This window comes from Pedobacter metabolipauper (genome assembly GCF_004362715.1).
Lineage (GTDB): Bacteria > Bacteroidota > Bacteroidia > Sphingobacteriales > Sphingobacteriaceae > Pedobacter > Pedobacter metabolipauper.
The window spans coordinates 522,942-542,991 of the sequence record NZ_SNYC01000004.1; the positions used below are offsets into that span (position 1 = coordinate 522,942).

The window sequence follows — 20,050 nt, forward strand, 5'->3', positions numbered from 1 at the left end:
TTACATTATGATTACGGCATATAACGTAATTATATTGGTTTAAGTGTCCGCTGTGCCAATATATAATCGGAATTAACTATCATACAATTTACAAAAAAATAATCAGGATCATCAATTTTATCAGCTAAAATTACACGCCGTACATAATAATTATGGCTGAGATGCGCTTTCCACTAATTAATTTTCTTCTTTTGTAAACTAAATTGAACTTATGCAAAAAGGCACCTTATATCTAATTCCAGTTCCATTGGCGGAAAATGCAGCTTACAAATCTTTTACTGCTTATCTTGGAGATACCATCAACTCCATCGGCACCTATATCGTTGAAAACGAAAAGACAGGGCGTAAATTTTTAAAGGAAGCAGGCATTAAGATCCCGCAGAATGAACTGGTGATCCATGATTATGGCAAGCATAAACGAAATGACTCTATGGTTCCCTATTTTAAGGAGCTGATGACGGGTAAGGATGTCGGACTGATGAGCGAAGCAGGATGTCCGGGGATTGCAGATCCGGGAGCAGAGATCGTTTCAGAAGCGCACAAACGCGGAATTAAGGTCGTTCCTTTGGTTGGGCCAAGTTCTATACTGCTGGCCTTAATGGCTTCCGGTTTCAACGGACAAAGCTTTACCTTTGTGGGATACCTGCCAATCGACAAGACTGAACGCGTAAAAACCATTAAAGAGCTGGAGCAGATTGCCGAGAAGAAAAAGCAGACCCAGTTATTTATTGAAACGCCTTTTCGCAACAACCATTTATTTGAAGACATTCTGAAAAATACCGCAGCACAAACTATGCTTTGCGTGGCCTGTAACATCACAGCCGAAGACGAATTTATAAAAACGATGTCAGTTGGTCAGTGGAGACAAGAAAGAATAGACCTGCATAAAAAGCCGACCATCTTCTTACTGCACCGCAATTAACGGTACATATTTTTGCTGTCGATAAAATCAAGCACTTTATCCGGTACAAAGAACTGCACGTTCCTGCGTTCTTTAATTCCTTTACGGATAAAGGTTGATGAAATGTCCATTTGAGGGGTCTCCGTAATCACAATAGCCGGATGATCCTTCCATTCACTTAAGTCGATCCCAGGTCTGGGATATACATAGATTTGGTAATTCTTCAGGATCACCTCAAAGTTTTTCCATTTCTTAAAAGAAGAGAGGTTGTCTGCACCCATAATGAGCACAAATTGTTTACCGGGATACTTTTCCTGTAAATAGGTTAAGGTATCAATGGTATAAGACGGCTGGGGCAGCCCAAATTCAATATCGCTCACCTTAATGTGCGGCGTATTTTCTGTGGCCAGTTTGGCCATTTCCAGCCTGTCGTACATATTACCGAGGCTGCTTTTATTTTTTAGGGGGTTGTGTGGGGAAACCACGAGCCAAACTTCATCCAGGCCGGTAAAGCTGGCCATATAGTTCGCAATGACCAGGTGCCCGGTATGTATCGGATTAAAAGAACCAAAAAATAATCCAGTCTTCATCTTAGACATTTAAAGGCCAATAAAGTTCCCTACCAGTTCTTCTGCTTCGGCGCAAGCAGTTTGCAGGTCATAGTTTTTAAGGATCACATCAAACTTATCCGCATAATTAAGCTCTTTCTCTGCTTTTATAAAGCGTTCCTGGAGCTTCTCCTGGCTATCTGTACCCCTGCCGCTTAAGCGTTCCTTTAAAATCTCAAGAGAAGGCGGCTGAACAAATATGGCCAGGGCATCGTTTTCATACTTGCGCTTCAAGCGTAAGCCGCCTTCTACATCAATATCAAAAATTACATGTTTGCCTTCATTCCAGATGCGCTGGATCTCAGACCTCAATGTGCCATAGAATGTGCCGTTATATACCTCTTCAAACTCTACAAATTCCTGATGGGCAACCTTATGTAAAAAGTCTTCATTAGAAATAAAGTAATAGTCCTTTTCGTGGACTTCATCACCACGTGAAGGTCTTGTAGTAGCAGAAATGGAAAAATTCAGAGACGGAAATTTCTTCAGTAAGTGTTTTACTATCGTTGTTTTTCCAGCACCGGAAGGCGCGGAGAATATGATAAGTTTGCCTTGTTTCATGTATGGTATTGTTTTCCGGCAAAGGCCTATAAAACATTTAATAATTGTTCTTTAATTTTTTCAAGTTCCTCCTTCATGCCTACAACAAGCTGCTGGATCTGGGCATCATTCGCTTTGGCACCCATGGTATTGATCTCCCGTCCAATCTCCTGAGAGATGAATCCAAGTTTCTTACCATTGGCATCCTTGCTTTTCAAGGTTTCGGTAAAATAATCACAGTGACTTCTCAGGCGGATCTTCTCTTCAGTGATATCAAGTTTATCAATGTAGTAGATCAGTTCCTGCTCTAAACGGTTTTGGTCGATATTGATCTTTCCTACATTATCTTCCAGAAACTGGTTTAAACGCGCTTTTATTTGCGGGATGCGAAGTGGCTCCAAAACTTCAATTTCAGAAAAGAACTGCAGGATATTTTTAATTCTCAGTTCAAGGTCAGTCTTTAATACATTACCCTCATCCAGACGGAACTGGTTAAAGTTCTTTAAGGCGGTGTTGAAGGTGGTGTTTAAAATATCCCAGTCATTTTCATTTACCTCGTCATCCACGTAGCTGATTACTTCCGGAAAATTCAGGACAGCCTGGAGCAGGTTGTTGGAATTTGCGCCCAAACTCTGGTTAATCGCTTCAAGTTCCCTGTAATATTTGCTCAACAGGGCTGCATTGATGGTTGCACCCTTCAGGTTTTCTTCACCGCGCTCAATATTTATGGAAACATTGACCTTTCCTCTCTCAATTTCCTTGCTGCAAATTGTACGGAGCGGCAATTCTTTGTCTGAAAAGGCGCGTGGCAGCTTTAAGTTAAGCTCCAAAAATTTACTATTGAGCGATTTTATCTCTACAACAAACTTTACATTTTCGTGATCAGCAGAGGCCAGGCCATACCCTGTCATTGATTTTATCATGTGCAAAGATATAATTTATTGCGTTTTCAAACCTATTTAACTTTTTTTAACTTATATCATTCATAAACATTGGTTATTTTTACCACATACTCTATACCCATGAAACAGATCCCTCTAAAAATATTTACCCTTGCATTGTTCATCCTTGCGGTTCTGCCGGATGCTTTTGCCCAGGACTTTATACTCAAAGGGGTAGTGATGGAAAAAGGGACTAAAAAGAGGATAGAAACTGCGCATATCCAGGTTAAAAGAACAGGTATATATGCTTTCAGTAATAATTTCGGGCTATTCGAGATTAAAGCACGTGTAGGAGATACATTGTTGATCATTAGAACTGAATTCAACGACCAGGAGGTGCCCGTATCATCAAACAAGGATCTGGTGGTCTATTTAGACCGCGGAACGATGCTTAGGGAGGTTAATATCAACGGGCAGACTAAAAAGCAGGAGCTAACCAGCATGAAGAAAGAATATCAGGCAAAGGGCTCTTTTTACCAGGGAAAACCGCCAGTTTTATCGTTCTTTTTTAAACCTCTTACCGCTTTATACGAGCTGTTTGGGCGTACACCTAAAAATGCGAGGCGGTTTGCACGATATTATGAAACTGAGCTGCAGCAAACACTGATCGATGGTTTTTTTAACGAAACCATTATCCAGGAAAATACAGATCTGAAAGGGGATGAACTGGAGAAATTCATGCAGGATTACCGCCCGGAATATGAGAAAGCAGTGAACTGGGGTCAATACGATGCCATCAAGCACATTAAAGATTCTTATAAGAAATATAAAGAAACCTTAAAAAAGTAAAGGTTTAGTTCCTGTTTAGGGAAGCTCTGGGGCTGGATTATGCAAGATTTAAAGCAGCAGGTATAAAGAGAATGTTAGAAACAGTTTAATAGGGGAGATGCTTTAAATATAGAGCAGATTAAATGGAGCGCGTTTAAAATGAGCACGTTTAAATAGAGAATGTCTAAATTGGGAACATTTTAACAAATGCCTTATTAAATAGAAAGTGCTTCGCAGGCTTTTTCAGCAGCAAGCTTCTCTGCATTCTTCTTGTTGTAATCTCTGCCGGTACCATGACTTTCGCCTTCAATAACGGCTTGGATTGTAAATAGTTTTGTGCTTTCACCATCACCATTCTGGATCATATCGAAAGAAATATCCTTTCCGTGGCGCTGGCACCATTCGATGAGTTTACTTTTGAAGTTGGTTTCGGTCAATTCCAGGGTGTGGATATCGATATAAGGTTTTACAATTCTCCGAATCAGGAAGTCTTTGGTAAAATTATATCCTTTATCCAGGTATATGGCACCGATGAGTGCTTCAAAAGCATCACCAAGCATAGAATGGTGTTTGGTTTGAACGTTAACCGTTTTGTGGTCAAAAATGATCAGCTGATCAAAACCCATCTTTCTGGCCAGTTGGTTTAAGTTTGCACGGTTAACAATCTTAGAACGCATCTCTGTTAAGAAACCTTCCTCTTTATAAGGATAGCTTTTAAAGAGCAGTTCGGCAATTACGGAACCCAGGATGGCATCGCCGAGAAATTCCAGGCGTTCATTACTGCTTCTGCTGCCGTTCTTTAAAACTTTTGCTACAGACCTGTGTCTGAACGCCATTTTATACAAAACGGTATTTCCAGGTACGAAACCTAAAATATTGTTCAGCTTTTTTATAAAGTCCTTATCTGATGACAGATAAAGCTTATACAGGTCAAATAATGCCATTTAGGGAGCAAGAATTAGGGCGAGGGTACTACCTCAGTAATAATTTTATTCTTCGTACTTTTTGAAAATCACCGAAGCATTGTGACCACCAAAACCAAAGGTGTTGCTAAGTGCGGCACGGATTGGTCTTTTTTGAGCCGAGTTAAATGTGAAATTTAATTTCGAATCAAACTCAGGGTCATCAGTAAAGTGATTAATTGTAGGAGGTACGATATCATTCTGCACAGAAAGAATACAAGTTATCGCCTCTACAGCACCGGCAGCACCCAATAAATGGCCTGTCATAGATTTTGTAGAGCTGATATTTAGCTTATATGCATCTTCACCAAATAGATCAACTATGGCTTTGCTTTCAGAAATATCACCTAGAGGGGTTGATGTGCCGTGAACATTGATATAATCAATATCGGCAGTGGTTAATTTGGCATCTCTTAAGGCATTGGTCATCACCATCCTGGCACCAAGTCCTTGCGGATGCGGGGCTGTAATGTGATTGGCATCTGCACTCATTCCGCCGCCAATAATTTCGGCATAGATCTTAGCACCGCGTTTTTTTGCATGTTCCAGTTCTTCCAGGATAATAGTTCCGGCACCTTCACCGGCAACAAAACCATCACGGTCTTTATCAAAGGGGCGTGAAGCGGTTAGTGGATCATCATTTCTGGTAGACAAGGCATGCATGGCGTTAAATCCGCCAATACCAGCTTCATTGATGATGGCTTCAGAACCACCGCTGATGATGATGTCACACATATCCAGGCGGATATAGTTGAATGCATCGATCATGGCATTGGTAGAAGAAGCGCATGCAGAAACTGTAGCAAAATTTGGTCCGCGGAGGCCATATTTAATCGAAAGATGGCCGGGAACAATGTCAATGATTACTTTAGGAATAAAGAACGGATTTATGCGCGGCGTGCCATCACCTAAAAAGAAGTTCTTCATTTCATCCTGAAACGTTTTAAATCCGCCAATACCAGAGCCCCAGATTACGCCTATACGGTTGGTATCGAGTGTTGAAAAATCGAAATTACCATCCTTTACAGCTTCTTCGGTAGATACTAATGCGTATTGAACAAATGGATCTAATTTGCGTACTTCCTTTCTGTCCAGAAATTCTTCTGGTTTAAAGTCTTTCAGTTCGCATGCAAATTTTGTCTTAAACTTTGAAGTGTCAAAGCCCGTAATAGGGCCAGCGCCGCTCACACCTTTTAACAAGCTATCCCAGAATTCCGGGACAGTATTGCCAATAGGAGTGAGCGCACCTAACCCAGTAACTACTACTCTTTTTAATTCCATTTATACGGATTATACGGAGACCGTATTTTACTTAACGTTTTTCTCTAAGTAAGCAATTGCTTGACCAACTGTACCAATGGTCTCAGCCTGATCATCAGGGATCGCTACATTGAATTCTTTTTCAAACTCCATAATAAGTTCTACTGTATCTAAAGAATCCGCACCTAAATCGTTAGTGAAAGAAGCCTCTGGGGTAACTTCGCTTTCATCCACACCTAATTTTTCAACGATAATAGCCTTAACTCTTGAAGCAATATCAGACATAATAATTATAATTTAATGGTTAAATAATTCAGTGCAAAGAAAAATAAATTCTGACACATTTCAAATGTTTTTATTTCTCTATCAATTTTAATGTTTTTATTTCGAACATTAATGTAAAATTAGTTTTATAATTTCGTATTCCCGTAAAATATTGTGTTTTGAACAAAACTTATTTAAAACTTTCATTAGATCTGGATTTTGTATTAATAGCCATTACTGCGTCTTTAAAGGATTATGTGCTTTGCCATAAGGTCAATACAAGTCTCAGTTTTAATTTTGAAAAGGTTGATGATCATGAAGTTTACTTTAATATCGACGAAGAACCACTGGCATTTTCAAAGTACTATTTTTTTGTAGAACAAGGTGAAATTGAATATTATATCCTTAACAACCGAAATGCAGAAGGGTTTTTAATTCCTGAAATGAATAAAGTAGATTTTTTTATGATCATCCATCAATACATTGATAAAGAAGATCTAAATTATATCCTTACCGGATTGAATAAACTGACTGATATTCAGGTTGCTGCGCAGATAAATCCGCTTAAATTAAAGTCCAAAGAAAATTTGGTAATGTAAATTTTATATTGAAGGTGTATTAAATACACTATATTTGATTTCAGATTATCAGACAAATAACATTAATAACCAGGCCAACAGCGGATTTTACTAGCTAAAACCACATCGTGTAGGTCATCAATAAAAATTAAGTAACTAATGAAACCATTTCATTCCAGAACAAAAATCGTAGCCACTCTCGGTCCTGCATCGGCCAAACCTGAAGTTTTATACAGCATGTTTAATGCGGGATTAGATGTTTGCCGTTTAAATTTCTCTCACGGATCACAAGCAGATCACCAGGAAGTATTGAATACGATTCGTGATATCAATAAAAAATATAACTACAATGTAGGCATCCTTGCCGATTTACAAGGGCCTAAGATCAGAATTGGAATGGTTAAAGATGGCGGTATACATCTGGTTAACGGAGCCCGTACCATCATCACAACAAAAGAATGCATCGGAAATGAAGAGCGGATCTATATCACTTATGATACATTTCCAAAAGATGTTAAAGCAGGCGAGATCATCCTTTTAGATGATGGAAAACTTCAAATGCGGGTTATTGAAACCAACCTGGAAGATGAAGTAGTTTGCGAAATAGTTCACGGTGGAATCCTGACTTCCAGGAAAGGTGTGAACTTACCAAATACTAAAGTATCTATTCCTTCACTTACTATTGAAGACCGTAAAAACCTGGAATTCGTTTTAGAAAACGATGTAGAATGGATCGGTTTATCTTTTGTAAGAAATGCGGAAGACATCATTGAATTAAAAGAGATCATCAAACAAAGAGGTAAAACTGCACGTGTAATTGCGAAGATTGAAAAACCAGAAGCGATTGCAAATATCGATGAGATCATCGCTGTTTCTGACGGGATCATGGTTGCCCGTGGAGATCTTGGAGTGGAAATGCCAATGGAAGAAGTTCCATTGCTGCAAAAAATGATCGTTCAAAAATGCAGAGCGGCCTCTAAACCGGTTATTGTTGCTACACAAATGTTAGAAAGTATGATCACTACGCCAAGGCCAACACGTGCTGAGGTAAATGATGTTGCCAACTCTGTACTTGATGGTGCTGATGCCGTAATGCTTAGTGGTGAGACCTCAGTAGGTGAATTTCCACTGATCGTTATTGAAACCATGCAGAAGATCATTCAGAACATTGAGCAGAACAATTATCCATTCCACCCAGAGAAGTTCCTCAAGCCAAAAGCAGAAAGCTTCTTAAGTGATGCCGTGTGTGATTCAGCTTGCTTCTTAGCTAAGCAAACCAATGCTGTAGGGATTGTTTCTATGACATTGAGCGGTTATACTGCATTTGAGATTTCAAGCCACAGACCGAAAGCTTTAACTTATATCTTTACCAGTAATATAAGCCTGTTAAACAGCTTAAGTTTGCTATGGGGAGTTCAGGGCTTTTACTACGATAAATTTGAAAGTACTGATGAGACTATTCAGGACGTAAATGATTTATTGAAGAAACATAAATTGGTTAAAAAAGGTGATATCATCATCAATACTGCTGCAATTCCAATGGAACAAAAAGGCAAGACCAATATGTTAAAAGTTACGGTTATTGATTAATATTCCTTAGAAGTCAAAAAAATTCCTACTTTTGCAATCCTTCAAAACAGGAGAGTTGTCCGAGTGGTTTAAGGAGCACGCCTGGAAAGTGTGTATACCTCAAAAGGGTATCGAGAGTTCGAATCTCTCACTCTCCGCTTAATTAGGATTCAAGAACTACTAAAAAGCCTGCAAATCACATGATTGCAGGCTTTTTTATTGCTGTCATACAGATAAATGCAAATAACCCAACAGTCTTAATCAGTTTTTCTTTTGCTGTAGAAATCTGCGTAGTAAAGCGGTATACTAAATCCTAAAAAATTCCCTTCTTTAAGTACTATTTTTGTTTTAGGATTAACAAATATATAGAAATCATACTTTATACCATTAGCGATAAATTTGACAACATATACCTCGTCACCAGGATTAATATTTTTAGTCATTTTTTCCATGTTATCATGGGTCTCTTTCAAAAAAAACTTGTCAATCTTTTTGTTAGTTTGATTTTCATATGGAAATTCTAATTTAATCCTGTTATTTTCAATATCATTACTAGCAAGTACAGACATTATACCTCCATCGCAGTCATAAACTTCAGTGTTCTTCTTTACATACAACTTTATTTGTTTTTCATTTTTAATCGCTGTAATGTATTTATAAGATATTAGTTTTAGATCCTCACCAGAATTTGATACAAATAGCGGGAAATTCTCAAACAAATTCTTAAAATTAGATTCAGTTGTGTTCAGTGGTTGTCCGTAGTCAAATAATGTAGTTGTTTTCTCTTTATTTTCTATGACCGCAGTAAATTGTTGAGCCTTAATATTACTGCTAAGAAATAGGATGATTATGCAACTAAAGATTTTGTTCATAACAATATTATAGTTAGTGATTAATAGGTTTGTTTATTATACTTAATACAAGTTAAATCAGTTCAGGTTAGTTGGGACAATCGATATTGTGCCAACTTGTTCGTGACACGGCCGCGCTGAAAGGTGTAGAGCATCAATTCAATGAATCAAGGATAATCCTGTCTCATGGAGCGTAAATTGTAGTCGTATAGTATCTTAATAACATTACTAAATTACTTTTATTAAGCTAACAGAGCAACCTGTACTGTCCTGTAAGGAATAATTCGTTTCTAAGCCGAACAACAAGTTTAAAAATATGGGTTATCAAATAACTTGATATAAAAATACAATAGTTTTGTTTGCGAAACAAAACTATTGTATTTTTGCATTAAACACTTTCCTATGATTCCTCAAGATATCCTTAATCAGATCATTCAGGCACAACGCCAAAATATAGCCAATAAGGATATAGGGTTAAAGAGAGATGCGTTACCACTATTGCCGAATTTAGCTTCACATGCCCTCATTGTATCAGGAATAAGAAGATGTGGAAAAAGTACATTACTATTCCAATTGTTAAGTAGCAGGTATCCTGGGGCATTATACCTCAATTTTGAAGACCCAAGGTTGTATGAATTTGAAAATAAGGATTTCTTAAGGTTAGATGTGTTAATCCAGGAACAGAGTTTCTCTGTATTGATGTTTGATGAAATCCAGATTATTCCCGAATGGGAAAGATATGTACGGCAAAAATTAGACGAAGGTTATAAGATCGTTGTCACAGGCTCAAATGCCTCACTATTGAGTAGGGAATTAGGAACTAAACTTACTGGAAGGCATATTACGAAAGAGCTATTTCCATTCTCCTTTCATGAATTCATCTCTCACCAGAAATTAAAGCCTTCAGCAGAATCTTTACTTAAATATTTAGCGATAGGAGGCTTTCCGGAATATATTAAAGAAAGAACAGATGATATTCTAAACCATCTTTTTGAAGATATACTGATCCGTGACATTGCTGTTCGTTATAGCATCAAAGATGTAAGGACATTACAGCGGTTAGCCCAGTATTTAATCTCAAATGTTGGAAAACCTGTGTCAGGCAACAAGCTCAAAAGCATCTTTGAAGTTGGGGCTACCAGCACTGTGCTGGAATATTTATCACACATGGAATATTCCTATTTATTGCATTTTGTACCGAAGTTCAGTTATTCTTTAAAAAAGCAGATTGCAAATCCAAGGAAAGTATATGCAATTGATACAGGCCTGGTAAATGTTAATTCAGGATCTTTTAGTGAAGACAATGGTCGAAAATTCGAAAACCTTATCTTTTTGCATCTTCGGAGAACTTACAAAGAGATTTACTATTTTTCAGAAAAAGGAGAATGTGACTTTATTGCATTCAAAAATGGGGCTTTTCATCAAGCCATTCAGGTATGTTATGAATTAAATCCTGATAACTTAGATAGAGAAATAAATGGGATGATTGAAGCTCTGGAATTATTTAACATGGAGGAGGGAACTTTAGTCACTATTTCGCAAAAAGACCGATTCGAAAAAAACGGCAAAATTATTCATGTCATTCCTGCTCATGAATATTTATTAAAGTAGTAGATGTTTCAACTTCAATATCGTAATGGCCCCTATCCCGGCATCACCTTATAAATAAACTTAAGCTCAGTTTCTACAGGGGCATCTGCAGGGTACGAAATGTATTTTAACGTAAGCACATTACCTTCAATACTGAAGGTAGCCTTTTCGAAAATTTCTCTGTTTACGTCTGTCACAATAGCTGGTGCTGTACCTTCCTTTGTTATCTCCTGAACAACAGTCACCTTAAGGCTGTTACCAGTTACCATATAATTACCCTCCATAGCCAATGAATAGCTAACGTCATTTGTGGCGGTCTTCATAAACAAAGTAGTCATTATAAATTTGCCGTCTCTGGAGAAAATTATTCTCCGTCTGTAAGTCTGGATAGGGGTTTCTTCCCATTGTCCTTCCAGTGTGTGGATTACTAAAGTCGGTTCATCATCTGGTGTCACAGTCTTCTTTTTGCATGCAAATATCGAAATAGAAATCCCCAGGACTAAGCAGAAATAAAAAGCGGTTCTCTTCATAAAGTTTGATCTAATTATATAGTAATACGTTTACCATTATTAAATCGCTGGGTTAAATGAATTTAATCATATAACTTCAAAATAACGGAAACAAAAAAGGTCCGGTGGTTAGCCGGACCTCATCAGGTATGTTATATAATGAATTACTCAGTAATCTCGTGCTTAGCAATTGAAGCAACTTCTTCCCAATCACCAAATGCTTTCTTTACAAGGATCTTTGCCTGGGCAGTGCTGATGTTACCAGCAATGGTAAGAGAAGCTCTTGAAGGGGTGATGTGTTTGCTGCAGAAGCTTTTTACATCTTCTAATGTCAAGTCTTCCAGCGCAGCAAGTGTTACAGACTCCGGATAATAACGGTCATGCGCATTAAAGCTCGCAATTAAATCAGATTTAAGTTTCGCAAAAGCAGGATCGGTTAATGCCGGCTGACGAACTGACCTTGAAAGCGTAGACAACGCCAGGTCGAAATTAACAGTATTTGAAGCCAGGTTTCCGCCTTTCTCATTAAAGCTGATTCCGGTTCCCGACTGGGCAACATCTTCGTTTAGCATCGCATTCAGCAAATTTTCAATACCAGGCTTATTACCTTCACTTACCGCATCGCCATCAATGGTGAAACTGGAGTATACTTTTGACGTTCCCAGGTTCTCTGCAACAATGATGTTCATTCCGTTCTTTAGCTTAAAGCTTACCGGCTCCTTAAAAATTGCCGTCTGTGCACTCGCATATTGTACCGTAATTATACTAAGTACCAATATGATTAATCTTCTTGTTTTCATATAGTATGTTTTAAATTATTGATCTGCGAATCTACATTTTACGTAAGTTCCCTGAAATGGGGAATAGGTAGAAAGGCAAATGAACAAGATGAACGGCGAAATTGGCCCTTTGAATTTATTTGCGAATTTAACTTTCTATATATTAGTAGGATAATAAACCAAACCAAACAATAATGAACTGCTTAATTGTTGATGACAATAAAATTGCATTAACAACTTTGAGGCAAATGATCAGCATGGATCCTTCTTTAACGCTTGTTGGAGAATGCGGGGATGCGGCAGAGGCCCATAGGTTGTTATTGGTTCATCACGTAGATCTTATTTTTTTAGACATCGAAATGCCGGAAATGAGCGGGATTGAGTTGGTCAAAAGCCTGGAAGGAAAACGGCCAATGATCATCTTCACCACATCCGATATTGTTTATGCAGCAGAAGCGTTCGACTTAAATGTGGTTGACTTTATTACCAAGCCCATCGTACCCGGCCGGTTTTTCCAGGCCGTAGAAAAAGCAAAAGAACTTAAAAAGATGAAAAGCTTATACGTGGCAGCGAACAGAGAAGAAGAATTTATATTTATACGCGACTCAAATATCATCCGGAGAATCAGGCTGAAAGATATTCTGTACCTGGAGGCAATGGGTGATTATGTGAAGATCTACAGCCTTACCGCAAATTATACGATCCACTCCAGCCTGAAGGCCGTAGAACAAAAAATATCGGCAACCATCTTTTTAAGGGTTCACCGTTCCTTTATAATTAATTTAAGTAAAATCGATACCATAGAAGGCGGAACACTGATCATTAATCATAACCTGGTTCCTGTATCTGATGCCTATCGCGCAGCACTGAATAAGCGGATGCTGATCCTTTAATTAGACTTTAAAATACTAGTGATGGCTCTTGTGTATCAAATTCGATACATTTTTAAGGCATGCTTATTTCATTCTGTTTAGTGCTTTTAATCACATAAAAAGAGCTCTTGGTTGTGTTTTGACGCACATTTATATCCTTTTTCTAAAGAGTGAAGAATTTAAGATCCATAAACTGGCACATTTCTTTCTTATCCACTATCAATTAGAAAAGAAACACAAACTATTTACTCTTATGAAAAAGATAATTATTCTAGCCTTAGGGCTTTTCGCAGCAACAGCTGCTAACGCACAGGAACCAATCAGATTTGGTATTAAAGCAGGGGTAAACTTGCCAAACATTATTAAAGACGATGGTAATAATAATTTTGACACCAAATTAAATCCAGGATTTAACGCAGGTATTACTTTAGATATCGGTTTGATCAAAGGATTGGCATTTACTCCAGAGCTATTGTATGCTACTAAAGGATATAAAGCAGAAACCTCATTTGGAGAATTTACACAAACAACTCATTTTATTGATATTCCAATTTTAGCAACCATTAATCTTGGTGGTTCTGGATTAAATTTAGTTGTTGGTCCGCAGGTTTCCTTTTTAACCTCAACAAAAAATAAATTTGACAATGGATTCGGTACTGTAGAACAACAATTTGATGAAGATTCTGATAAATTCAAGAAAAGCCTTTTAGGTGGTTTGATCGGTTTCAGATACGACATCAATGATAAAGTTGACCTTCACGGACGTTATGCGCTGGATTTCCAAAAAAATAATGAAGATGGTACAACACAAACGCCTGAATTTAAAAACCAGGTATTTTCAGTTGGTTTTGGCTATAAATTCTAATACCCTATCATACTCAAAAAGAGCCGCCTAATCAGCGGCTTTTTTTATGCCCTTTCCTTTTTGGAAGACGTTCTTTTAAAAACAAATCCTGAAACAAGATGTTCTTCATTCAGGTCTTCAATGTTCACCAAAATAAATGGCGGTAACAAGTTTAGACCTCACCATTTAAATAGCGCGATCTAAAGATTAAATAAGTTAAACTAAATTTTGTCAGTTATGAAAAACAATCAAGATCTGAAACACACCGGTAACGAGCAGGGAAAACCTACATCAGACCGGAGCTATCACAGCGTAAAAGACGATAAGAAACAACAGGGAATTACCAATGGGGGTGGTCAGCGTTCTGATCAGACCTCCAATAAAGATAACGAGCGAAAGCGCGAAAAAAATTAATAAGGGGAGTTGCCCCAATTTTAAACCGCCTTGTAATCAATTATAGGGCGGTTTTATTTTGCCCCTTTTACTTGACAATACCAAATACTAACTTCACTCTTTTTACTTAACTTTGAAATTTAACCAACGAACACCTAATGAACTTTAAATCTTCTCTTTGCTCATTATCTACGCGCTTTAAGTCAATACTATCCCAATCTCTTTTCTTGTCAGCTGTCTTATCTTTAATCCTGTCCGTTTCTGCCCAGGCACAAAAAAAGACTTATCTGCAAACGCTATCAGAACAGAACGAATGGGTAGACTCTGTATTTAATAAGTTGAGCAAAAAGCAAAAGATCGCTCAAATGTTCTTTGTAAGGGCACATACCAATTTGGGTAAAGCCTATGAAGATTCAGTAGGCACGGTAATTAAAAAGGAACAAGTAGGCGGATTGGTATTCTTCCAGGGTGGCCCCGGTCGCCAGACCATTCTAACCAATAAATACCAGTCACTGGCAAAAGTACCTTTGCTCATCACTTCTGATGGCGAATGGGGTTTAGGCATGCGCTTAGACAGTACCATTTCTTACCCTTATCAAATGACCCTGGGTGCTGTGCAGAATAAAGAACTGATCCATAAAATGGGACTGGAAGTTGCAAAGGATTATAAACGCATCGGGATGCACATGAACCTTGCACCTGTTGCCGACATCAATAACAATCCAAAAAATCCGGTAATCAACTACCGCTCTTTTGGAGACAATAAATACAACGTAACCGATAAGGTTAGTGCTTATATGAATGGAATGCAGGACGGTGGACTGTTAGTGAGCATCAAACATTTTCCAGGCCATGGAGATACTGATGTAGATTCTCATTACGATCTTCCCCAGCTAACATTTACAAAAGCGCGTTTGGATAGTTTAGAGATCTATCCGTTTAGGGAATTGGTTAAAGCCGGTGTTGCCGGCGTAATGATTGCCCATATGAACATACCGGCATTAGACCCTACTCCGAATATGCCATCTACCTTGTCAAAACCTATCGTTACGGGCATCCTAAAAGAAGAGCTTGGCTTTAAGGGCCTGATCGTTTCAGATGCCATGGAAATGAAAGGTGTGATAAAATTCTTTAAAGATGGCGAGGCCGATGTAATGGGCATCATTGCAGGAAATGATATTCTTGAGCTTTCAGAGAACAGCGCAAGGGCCATTAAGCTGGTTCGCAAGGCAGTTCGTCAGGAACGGATCAGCATGGATCGCATCGATGAAAGTGTGAAGAAGATTCTTACCGCAAAATATTGGGCAGGATTAAATGTCAAAGATACGCTGAACGAACAAAACGTACTTGCTGGTGTAACCAGGCCAGAAAGTTATGTACTGCTACAGCAGCTGGCAGATGCATCGGTAACGCTGTTAAGAGGAAAAGAAAACATTCAGCAGTTAACGGCCGATAAAAGAACGGCTGTAATCTCTATCGGTACTCCAGGCGCAACAACCTTTCAGCAGGAACTTGGAACACATTATAAAAATTCAGTATTCTATTCGCTGGATAAAAATGCAAATGCAAACGCTATAGCAAAAGTATTGAAAGACCTTGCTGCATTTGAGCAGGTAATCATCGGCATCCACGATTCAAGAACCCGTCCGGGAAATGGAATGGTATTAAGTCCGGATCTTAGAATGTTCATCAGCGACCGTGCAAAAACAAATGCCGTGTTCGCGTTCTTCGCAAACCCGTACAACCTGTCCGCTTTACCAGGCTTAGAGAGTTGCAACGGCTTAATAGTTGCCTATCAAAAAGAAGACTTCATGCAAAAGGCAGCTGCCTCAGTCATTAAAAATCAATTGATCCCGACTGGGAAGCTGCCCGTTACTGTAAACAAGTTCTTTAAATATGGTGATGGGATCTCTACAGATTACTTAGTGCCCTTGCCATAAGTATCCGGATTAACAGCAGCAACTGTCCAGCCTTTTAAAAAGTTGGTCACCACTTTAATGTCGTGCCCGGTTTTCTTCTTGCCGCTGGCATTTACATCATCTGTTTCCAGATACGCTGAATTTTGCGTGTGCAGTACTTTTCCGTTTCCATCAAGGATCACGAATACCGGGAAACCAAACCGCTGCGGGTAATTGAGCGTGGCCAGAACAGCTTCGTTCTTATTCTCCGGACTATAGTTTACCAATACTGTTTCGTAATTATCATTTAACGCTTTCTTTAAAGCAGCAGTAGTGTCTACCAGGTTATGAAATGCAATACACCAGCCGCACCAGTTGCCGCCCACCTGCACAAAAACATGCTTACCTGCTTTTTTTGCGCGGGCAACAGCAGCATCAATATCAGCCCTGGCATTTGCCGCCGGATTATATAGCTTAACAGCTTCCTTTTTTTCCTGTGCAACAGCCGCACCGGTAATGATGGAGAAAGCAACCCATAGCAGAACTATTCTTTTCATGATTAACAATTTATAAAAACAAAAATAATGGTTTAGCTGATAAAAAATGTAATCTGGATATAAAATCTAGCAAATCAGTAGAATTTATTTATCATAAACTTTTATAAATAAGTCATAGCTTTACCTATATGCCTCAACAGCCTCTAAAAATACTACAAGCATCAGCAGGATCAGGTAAAACATTCAGCTTGACAGCGCATTACCTCACGCTGCTTTTATCCGGAGAAACGAAGTACAGGGAGATCCTGGCAGTAACCTTTACTAATAAGGCTACTGAAGAGATGAAAACCCGGATCATGGATGTCCTTAAGGGTTTTGCTGAAGGTGACCCGTCAAAAAAAATAGACGATTACCGGACCATCGTTTTAAAGGCACATTCCGATCTTGATCCGGAAAGCTTAAAACAGAAGTCAAAAATAATATACCGCAAAATATTACACGATTATAGCAGATTCTCCGTAAGCACCATTGATGGATTTGTACAGAAAGTAATTCGTGGCTTTGCATTTGAACTCGGACTGGATGCAGGATACGGGCTCGAAATGAACTACGATAAGGTTAAGAATGAACTTGCCGGTCGACTCGATAAAGCATTAGACCAAAACCCGGCATTGTTGCAGTGGATCATTGACCTCGCATTAGACCGCATCAACAACAACCTGGGCTGGAATTATCGGAGAGAGCTGATCGATCTCACCAATGAGATCTTTAAAGAACGCTATCAGCCTTTTGAAAATGCAGTAAAAGAACTTGGGGAAACGGCCGACCTTGATGCCCTGTTTAAAGATTACAATAAAGTAACCCGGTTAAGTATTGAAGCCTTTGAAAGTTCCATTTCAGACCTTGCAGCACAGGGATTCGAGATCCTTCAGGTAGAAGATGTAGATGTTGCAACCCTAAAAGGAAAATCGAGATCGCCGCTAAATAACCTGCTAAAGATCAAAGAAGGAGATCTCAGTAAGATCAATAGCCTCGCTAAGCTGGTTGATCAGCCGGAAGAGTGGTTTCAAAAAGGAAAGGAAACCAATTTATACGAAGAAGTTAATCCCATTCTTAAAAAATTATTAAACAGCTATCAGGAAGGGTTGCCAGGCTATTTACTTGCAAACGCATTTAATAAAAATCTGTATTATCTGCGCCTGATGCAGGAAATGGCATCCCTGTTAAAGGATTATAGAAATGAGAACCCAAACCTGCTCATCAGTGATGCGCAAACGCTGTTAAGAGGAATCACAGACGATGCCAATGATAATCCATCATTCATTTGGGAAAAGATCGGAAACCGCTACCGGAACTTTCTTTTTGATGAGTTTCAGGATACCTCATCAAGCCAATGGGGGAGTTTCAAATCACTGCTGAGCAATGCCATCGCCTCGCCAAGCGGCAAACTCACGGATCATTTAATAGTAGGGGATACCAAGCAGTCGATTTACCGGTGGCGTAATGGCGACTGGAATATCCTGCACCAGCAGGCAAAGCTGGATGTACTCGTTCACAACGTACTCGAAGAAAGCCTGGAAGAAAATTACCGGAGTACAAAGAATATCATCGAATTCAATAATAATCTATATAAAAAGCTGCCCGGGTTAATGCAGGACAACCTGAATGCAGCTCTAGCAGAACAAGAGGGCCAGTCAGACATTGTAGCATGGTGGCAGAAAAGAGGATTTGACCACATTGTAACCGATGTGTATGCCGAAGCCACCCAAAAGCTTACCCCTTTTACGCTGGACGGTGGTACCATTGATCTCCATGTTTTAAAAGAGGATCTGGAAGGTGCCGCCCTGACCAAAACAACATTCAGAAGCCTGGCTCTCGCTAAAATGGTCGAAGCCCTGAACACACTGCTTACCGTTAAAAACTATAAACCGGGAGAGATCTGTGTGCTCGTTCGCTCAAATGCCGAAGCCGTAGCTGCTGTAGAAACCTTAATGGATAATGGAATTGATGTAATTTCAGGAGAAGCACTGCTGCTGATCAATAACAGTGCTATAAAGCTCATTTTAAATACATTTCAGGTAATTGGCGGATGGTCAGAAAATACAGCCTTATATAAGGCAAACTGCATTAGCCTCTATTCAAGGATGCTAAACAAGGAGATTGAACCAGCGCATTTGTTTGGTTTAAAATTCAAGACACTGGAAGAACTGAAAGGTCTCCTGCCTGCAGATCTGTGCCTCAACTGGCAAACCTGGATCCAGCAGCCCCTTCCGGCATTGCTGGAGAAGATCATTGAGGCCTATGGTTTAAATGAAAAAGAAAAAGTGCCGCACTTGCCATATCTTTTTGCATTACGCGATTTGATGGGAAGCTTTGCCCAGCACGGAGAAAAGGGAATAGCCGCTTTCCTGTCTTACTGGGAAGAAGAAGGGTTAAGGAGAACACTGCCGTCATCAGAAAATACAGATGCCGTGCAGGTGATTACTGTACATAAATCAAAAGGATTGGCCTTTAGGGCAGTAATGCTTCCTTTTTGCAATTGGGATGTTAATGGTAAGACCAATGGTATTTTCTGGGTTCCTGCAGCAGGAACACCATACCATCATTTACACAGCATTCCCTTAAAATACAATAAAGACCTTAGCCAGTCTACCGTTGCCAAGCCCTATTTTGAAGAACTGCTATACAACAATATGGACGCACTAAACATGCTGTATGTAGCCACAACGCGTTCCAAAGAATACCTGTACATCAGTACGATGGGTAAAAAAGCAGATACGATTACCAATATTGGTAATCTGCTGAGTAAGGTTTTTGAGTATGACCTTGATGAAACCGGTAATTATATAGTGGATGATGAAGTACTGGCGAAGCCTGAGAAAATAGCAGACAGCAATGAAATAGAACTCGAATTTTACCCAGTATCCAACCGGTTAAGTCAGGTGTTTGATGCGGGGTTAAAGCGCAGGGACATTGACCTGCTCACTGGCGAAAGTGCCGGCAGGACCGGATCTATCCTGCATGAAGTACTGGCAGCAGCAAATGCCGTTGACGAGGTGGATGAAGTACTTCAAAACCTGCTGCTGGAAGGTATCTTTAAACAGGAAGAATTACCTGATCTGAAGGTACAGGCCATAGCCGTTTTACAACATACCGGCCTGCAGGAAATCCTGGGCAAAAGCGAGCGAAGTTTAAATGAGCGGAGCATCATTGATGCCGAAGGAAAAAGCTATCGTCCGGACAAGGTATTGGTAAACGGCACCGAAGTTACCGTAATCGATTATAAGTTTACCCAGCAGGAAAGCAATAAACACATTGAGCAGGTAGAACATTATAGAAGCCTGTTGCTGGCAATGGGTTATACTGGTGTAAAAACCTACTTGTTCTATGCCAGTACCGGACAGTTAAAATTAGTGTAATGATTAG

Annotated in this window: 20 protein-coding genes and 1 tRNA gene; 11 read left to right on the top strand and 10 right to left on the bottom strand. The window is 39.3% G+C overall.

Features of this window, described 5'->3' with window-relative positions; all coding sequences use genetic code 11:
- Positions 1–211: 211 nt before the first annotated feature.
- Complete coding sequence (locus ATK78_RS08950; protein ID WP_133575749.1) at positions 212–922, top strand: SAM-dependent methyltransferase; 711 nt, start codon at positions 212–214, stop codon at positions 920–922.
- On the opposite strand, the gene nadD is transcribed toward ATK78_RS08950, so the two are convergent.
- From nadD to ATK78_RS08965, 3 genes are read right to left on the bottom strand one after another with little or no spacing between them, the layout of a single operon-like run.
- Complete coding sequence (gene nadD, locus ATK78_RS08955; RefSeq protein ID WP_133575750.1) at positions 919–1,491, bottom strand: nicotinate (nicotinamide) nucleotide adenylyltransferase; 573 nt, start codon at positions 1,489–1,491, stop codon at positions 919–921. The two genes, ATK78_RS08950 and nadD, sit on opposite strands and share 4 nt — an antisense overlap.
- 9 nt (positions 1,492–1,500) lie before the next feature.
- Complete coding sequence (gmk, locus tag ATK78_RS08960; protein WP_133575751.1) at positions 1,501–2,070, bottom strand: guanylate kinase; 570 nt, start codon at positions 2,068–2,070, stop codon at positions 1,501–1,503.
- A 26-nt stretch (positions 2,071–2,096) separates the two neighbouring features.
- A complete protein-coding gene (locus ATK78_RS08965) occupies positions 2,097–2,960 on the bottom strand; it encodes a YicC/YloC family endoribonuclease (RefSeq protein ID WP_133576420.1) in 864 nt (287 codons plus the stop codon).
- A gap of 111 nt (positions 2,961–3,071) precedes the next feature.
- On the opposite strand from ATK78_RS08965, the gene ATK78_RS08970 reads away from it, so the two are divergent.
- Entirely contained in the window at positions 3,072–3,779 is a 708-nt protein-coding gene (locus tag ATK78_RS08970; protein WP_133575752.1) for a hypothetical protein, read from the top strand.
- 194 nt (positions 3,780–3,973) lie between these two features.
- Here ATK78_RS08970 and rnc read toward each other — a convergent pair whose 3' ends face one another.
- The 3 genes from rnc to ATK78_RS08985 are packed head-to-tail and all read right to left on the bottom strand — an operon-like array spanning position 3,974 to position 6,265.
- Complete coding sequence (gene rnc, locus ATK78_RS08975) at positions 3,974–4,702, bottom strand: ribonuclease III (protein ID WP_208112333.1); 729 nt, start codon at positions 4,700–4,702, stop codon at positions 3,974–3,976.
- Between the two features lie 45 nt (positions 4,703–4,747).
- Positions 4,748–6,001 (bottom strand): beta-ketoacyl-ACP synthase II, encoded by a 1,254-nt coding sequence (fabF, locus tag ATK78_RS08980; RefSeq protein WP_133575753.1) that lies wholly within the window; start codon positions 5,999–6,001, stop codon positions 4,748–4,750.
- 27 nt (positions 6,002–6,028) lie between these two features.
- Positions 6,029–6,265 (bottom strand): acyl carrier protein, encoded by a 237-nt coding sequence (locus tag ATK78_RS08985; protein ID WP_008508386.1) that lies wholly within the window; start codon positions 6,263–6,265, stop codon positions 6,029–6,031.
- A 158-nt stretch (positions 6,266–6,423) separates the two neighbouring features.
- Between ATK78_RS08985 and ATK78_RS08990 the strand changes: the two genes are divergently transcribed.
- From ATK78_RS08990 to ATK78_RS09000, 3 genes are all read left to right on the top strand, one after another.
- Entirely contained in the window at positions 6,424–6,843 is a 420-nt protein-coding gene (locus tag ATK78_RS08990) for an IPExxxVDY family protein (RefSeq protein ID WP_133575754.1), read from the top strand.
- Between the two features lie 138 nt (positions 6,844–6,981).
- Positions 6,982–8,412: a pyruvate kinase gene (gene pyk / locus ATK78_RS08995; protein WP_133575755.1), complete on the top strand. Its 1,431-nt coding sequence runs from the start codon at positions 6,982–6,984 to the stop codon at positions 8,410–8,412.
- Between the two features lie 49 nt (positions 8,413–8,461).
- Positions 8,462–8,549 (top strand) — tRNA-Ser (locus ATK78_RS09000).
- Between the two features lie 99 nt (positions 8,550–8,648).
- Here ATK78_RS09000 and ATK78_RS09005 read toward each other — a convergent pair.
- Positions 8,649–9,263, bottom strand: a complete 615-nt coding sequence (locus ATK78_RS09005; protein ID WP_133575756.1) for a hypothetical protein — start codon at positions 9,261–9,263, stop codon at positions 8,649–8,651.
- A 381-nt stretch (positions 9,264–9,644) separates the two neighbouring features.
- Between ATK78_RS09005 and ATK78_RS09010 the strand changes: the two genes are divergently transcribed.
- The gene (locus tag ATK78_RS09010) at positions 9,645–10,853 is read left to right on the top strand and encodes an ATP-binding protein (RefSeq protein ID WP_133575757.1); all 1,209 of its coding nucleotides are present in this window, start codon (positions 9,645–9,647) and stop codon (positions 10,851–10,853) included.
- Between the two features lie 32 nt (positions 10,854–10,885).
- Here the strand turns inward: ATK78_RS09010 and ATK78_RS09015 are convergent, their stop codons facing one another.
- Positions 10,886–11,362: a hypothetical protein gene (locus tag ATK78_RS09015; RefSeq protein WP_133575758.1), complete on the bottom strand. Its 477-nt coding sequence runs from the start codon at positions 11,360–11,362 to the stop codon at positions 10,886–10,888.
- A 143-nt stretch (positions 11,363–11,505) separates the two neighbouring features.
- Positions 11,506–12,141 carry an insulinase family protein gene (locus tag ATK78_RS09020; RefSeq protein ID WP_133575759.1) on the bottom strand — a complete coding sequence of 212 codons (636 nt, stop codon included), beginning with the start codon at positions 12,139–12,141 and terminating at the stop codon, positions 11,506–11,508.
- Positions 12,142–12,314: 173 nt separating this feature from the next.
- Here ATK78_RS09020 and ATK78_RS09025 point away from each other — a divergent pair, with 173 nt between their 5' ends.
- The 4 genes from ATK78_RS09025 (at position 12,315) to ATK78_RS09035 (ending at position 16,169) form a co-directional block, all read left to right on the top strand.
- Positions 12,315–13,013: a LytR/AlgR family response regulator transcription factor gene (locus ATK78_RS09025; protein ID WP_133575760.1), complete on the top strand. Its 699-nt coding sequence runs from the start codon at positions 12,315–12,317 to the stop codon at positions 13,011–13,013.
- A 28-nt stretch (positions 13,014–13,041) separates the two neighbouring features.
- Positions 13,042–13,857, top strand: a complete 816-nt coding sequence (locus tag ATK78_RS09030) for a porin family protein (RefSeq protein ID WP_243732486.1) — start codon at positions 13,042–13,044, stop codon at positions 13,855–13,857.
- A 216-nt stretch (positions 13,858–14,073) separates the two neighbouring features.
- Complete coding sequence (locus ATK78_RS22730; RefSeq protein WP_166664852.1) at positions 14,074–14,250, top strand: hypothetical protein; 177 nt, start codon at positions 14,074–14,076, stop codon at positions 14,248–14,250.
- A gap of 137 nt (positions 14,251–14,387) precedes the next feature.
- Complete coding sequence (locus tag ATK78_RS09035; protein ID WP_133575761.1) at positions 14,388–16,169, top strand: glycoside hydrolase family 3 protein; 1,782 nt, start codon at positions 14,388–14,390, stop codon at positions 16,167–16,169.
- Here the strand turns inward: ATK78_RS09035 and ATK78_RS09040 are convergent.
- Complete coding sequence (locus tag ATK78_RS09040; protein ID WP_133575762.1) at positions 16,148–16,684, bottom strand: thioredoxin family protein; 537 nt, start codon at positions 16,682–16,684, stop codon at positions 16,148–16,150. The genes ATK78_RS09035 and ATK78_RS09040 overlap by 22 nt on opposite strands.
- 128 nt (positions 16,685–16,812) lie before the next feature.
- Between ATK78_RS09040 and ATK78_RS09045 the strand changes: the two genes are divergently transcribed.
- The gene (locus tag ATK78_RS09045; protein WP_133575763.1) at positions 16,813–20,043 is read left to right on the top strand and encodes a UvrD-helicase domain-containing protein; all 3,231 of its coding nucleotides are present in this window, start codon (positions 16,813–16,815) and stop codon (positions 20,041–20,043) included.
- Positions 20,044–20,050 lie beyond the last annotated feature (7 nt).

What these genes read in the sequence shown, in the direction of transcription:
- ATK78_RS08950 (WP_133575749.1), top strand. Translation starts at nt 212, where the DNA reads ATGCAAAAAGGCACCTTATATCTAATTCCAGTTCCATTGGCGGAAAAT.
- nadD (WP_133575750.1), bottom strand. Translation starts at nt 1,491, where the DNA reads ATGAAGACTGGATTATTTTTTGGTTCTTTTAATCCGATACATACCGGG.
- gmk (WP_133575751.1), bottom strand. Translation starts at nt 2,070, where the DNA reads ATGAAACAAGGCAAACTTATCATATTCTCCGCGCCTTCCGGTGCTGGA.
- ATK78_RS08965 (WP_133576420.1), bottom strand. Translation starts at nt 2,960, where the DNA reads ATGACAGGGTATGGCCTGGCCTCTGCTGATCACGAAAATGTAAAGTTT.
- ATK78_RS08970 (WP_133575752.1), top strand. Translation starts at nt 3,072, where the DNA reads ATGAAACAGATCCCTCTAAAAATATTTACCCTTGCATTGTTCATCCTT.
- rnc (WP_208112333.1), bottom strand. Translation starts at nt 4,702, where the DNA reads ATGGCATTATTTGACCTGTATAAGCTTTATCTGTCATCAGATAAGGAC.
- fabF (WP_133575753.1), bottom strand. Translation starts at nt 6,001, where the DNA reads ATGGAATTAAAAAGAGTAGTAGTTACTGGGTTAGGTGCGCTCACTCCT.
- ATK78_RS08985 (WP_008508386.1), bottom strand. Translation starts at nt 6,265, where the DNA reads ATGTCTGATATTGCTTCAAGAGTTAAGGCTATTATCGTTGAAAAATTA.
- pyk (WP_133575755.1), top strand. Translation starts at nt 6,982, where the DNA reads ATGAAACCATTTCATTCCAGAACAAAAATCGTAGCCACTCTCGGTCCT.
- ATK78_RS09005 (WP_133575756.1), bottom strand. Translation starts at nt 9,263, where the DNA reads ATGAACAAAATCTTTAGTTGCATAATCATCCTATTTCTTAGCAGTAAT.
- ATK78_RS09010 (WP_133575757.1), top strand. Translation starts at nt 9,645, where the DNA reads ATGATTCCTCAAGATATCCTTAATCAGATCATTCAGGCACAACGCCAA.
- ATK78_RS09015 (WP_133575758.1), bottom strand. Translation starts at nt 11,362, where the DNA reads ATGAAGAGAACCGCTTTTTATTTCTGCTTAGTCCTGGGGATTTCTATT.
- ATK78_RS09020 (WP_133575759.1), bottom strand. Translation starts at nt 12,141, where the DNA reads ATGAAAACAAGAAGATTAATCATATTGGTACTTAGTATAATTACGGTA.
- ATK78_RS09025 (WP_133575760.1), top strand. Translation starts at nt 12,315, where the DNA reads ATGAACTGCTTAATTGTTGATGACAATAAAATTGCATTAACAACTTTG.
- ATK78_RS22730 (WP_166664852.1), top strand. Translation starts at nt 14,074, where the DNA reads ATGAAAAACAATCAAGATCTGAAACACACCGGTAACGAGCAGGGAAAA.
- ATK78_RS09035 (WP_133575761.1), top strand. Translation starts at nt 14,388, where the DNA reads ATGAACTTTAAATCTTCTCTTTGCTCATTATCTACGCGCTTTAAGTCA.
- ATK78_RS09040 (WP_133575762.1), bottom strand. Translation starts at nt 16,684, where the DNA reads ATGAAAAGAATAGTTCTGCTATGGGTTGCTTTCTCCATCATTACCGGT.
- ATK78_RS09045 (WP_133575763.1), top strand. Translation starts at nt 16,813, where the DNA reads ATGCCTCAACAGCCTCTAAAAATACTACAAGCATCAGCAGGATCAGGT.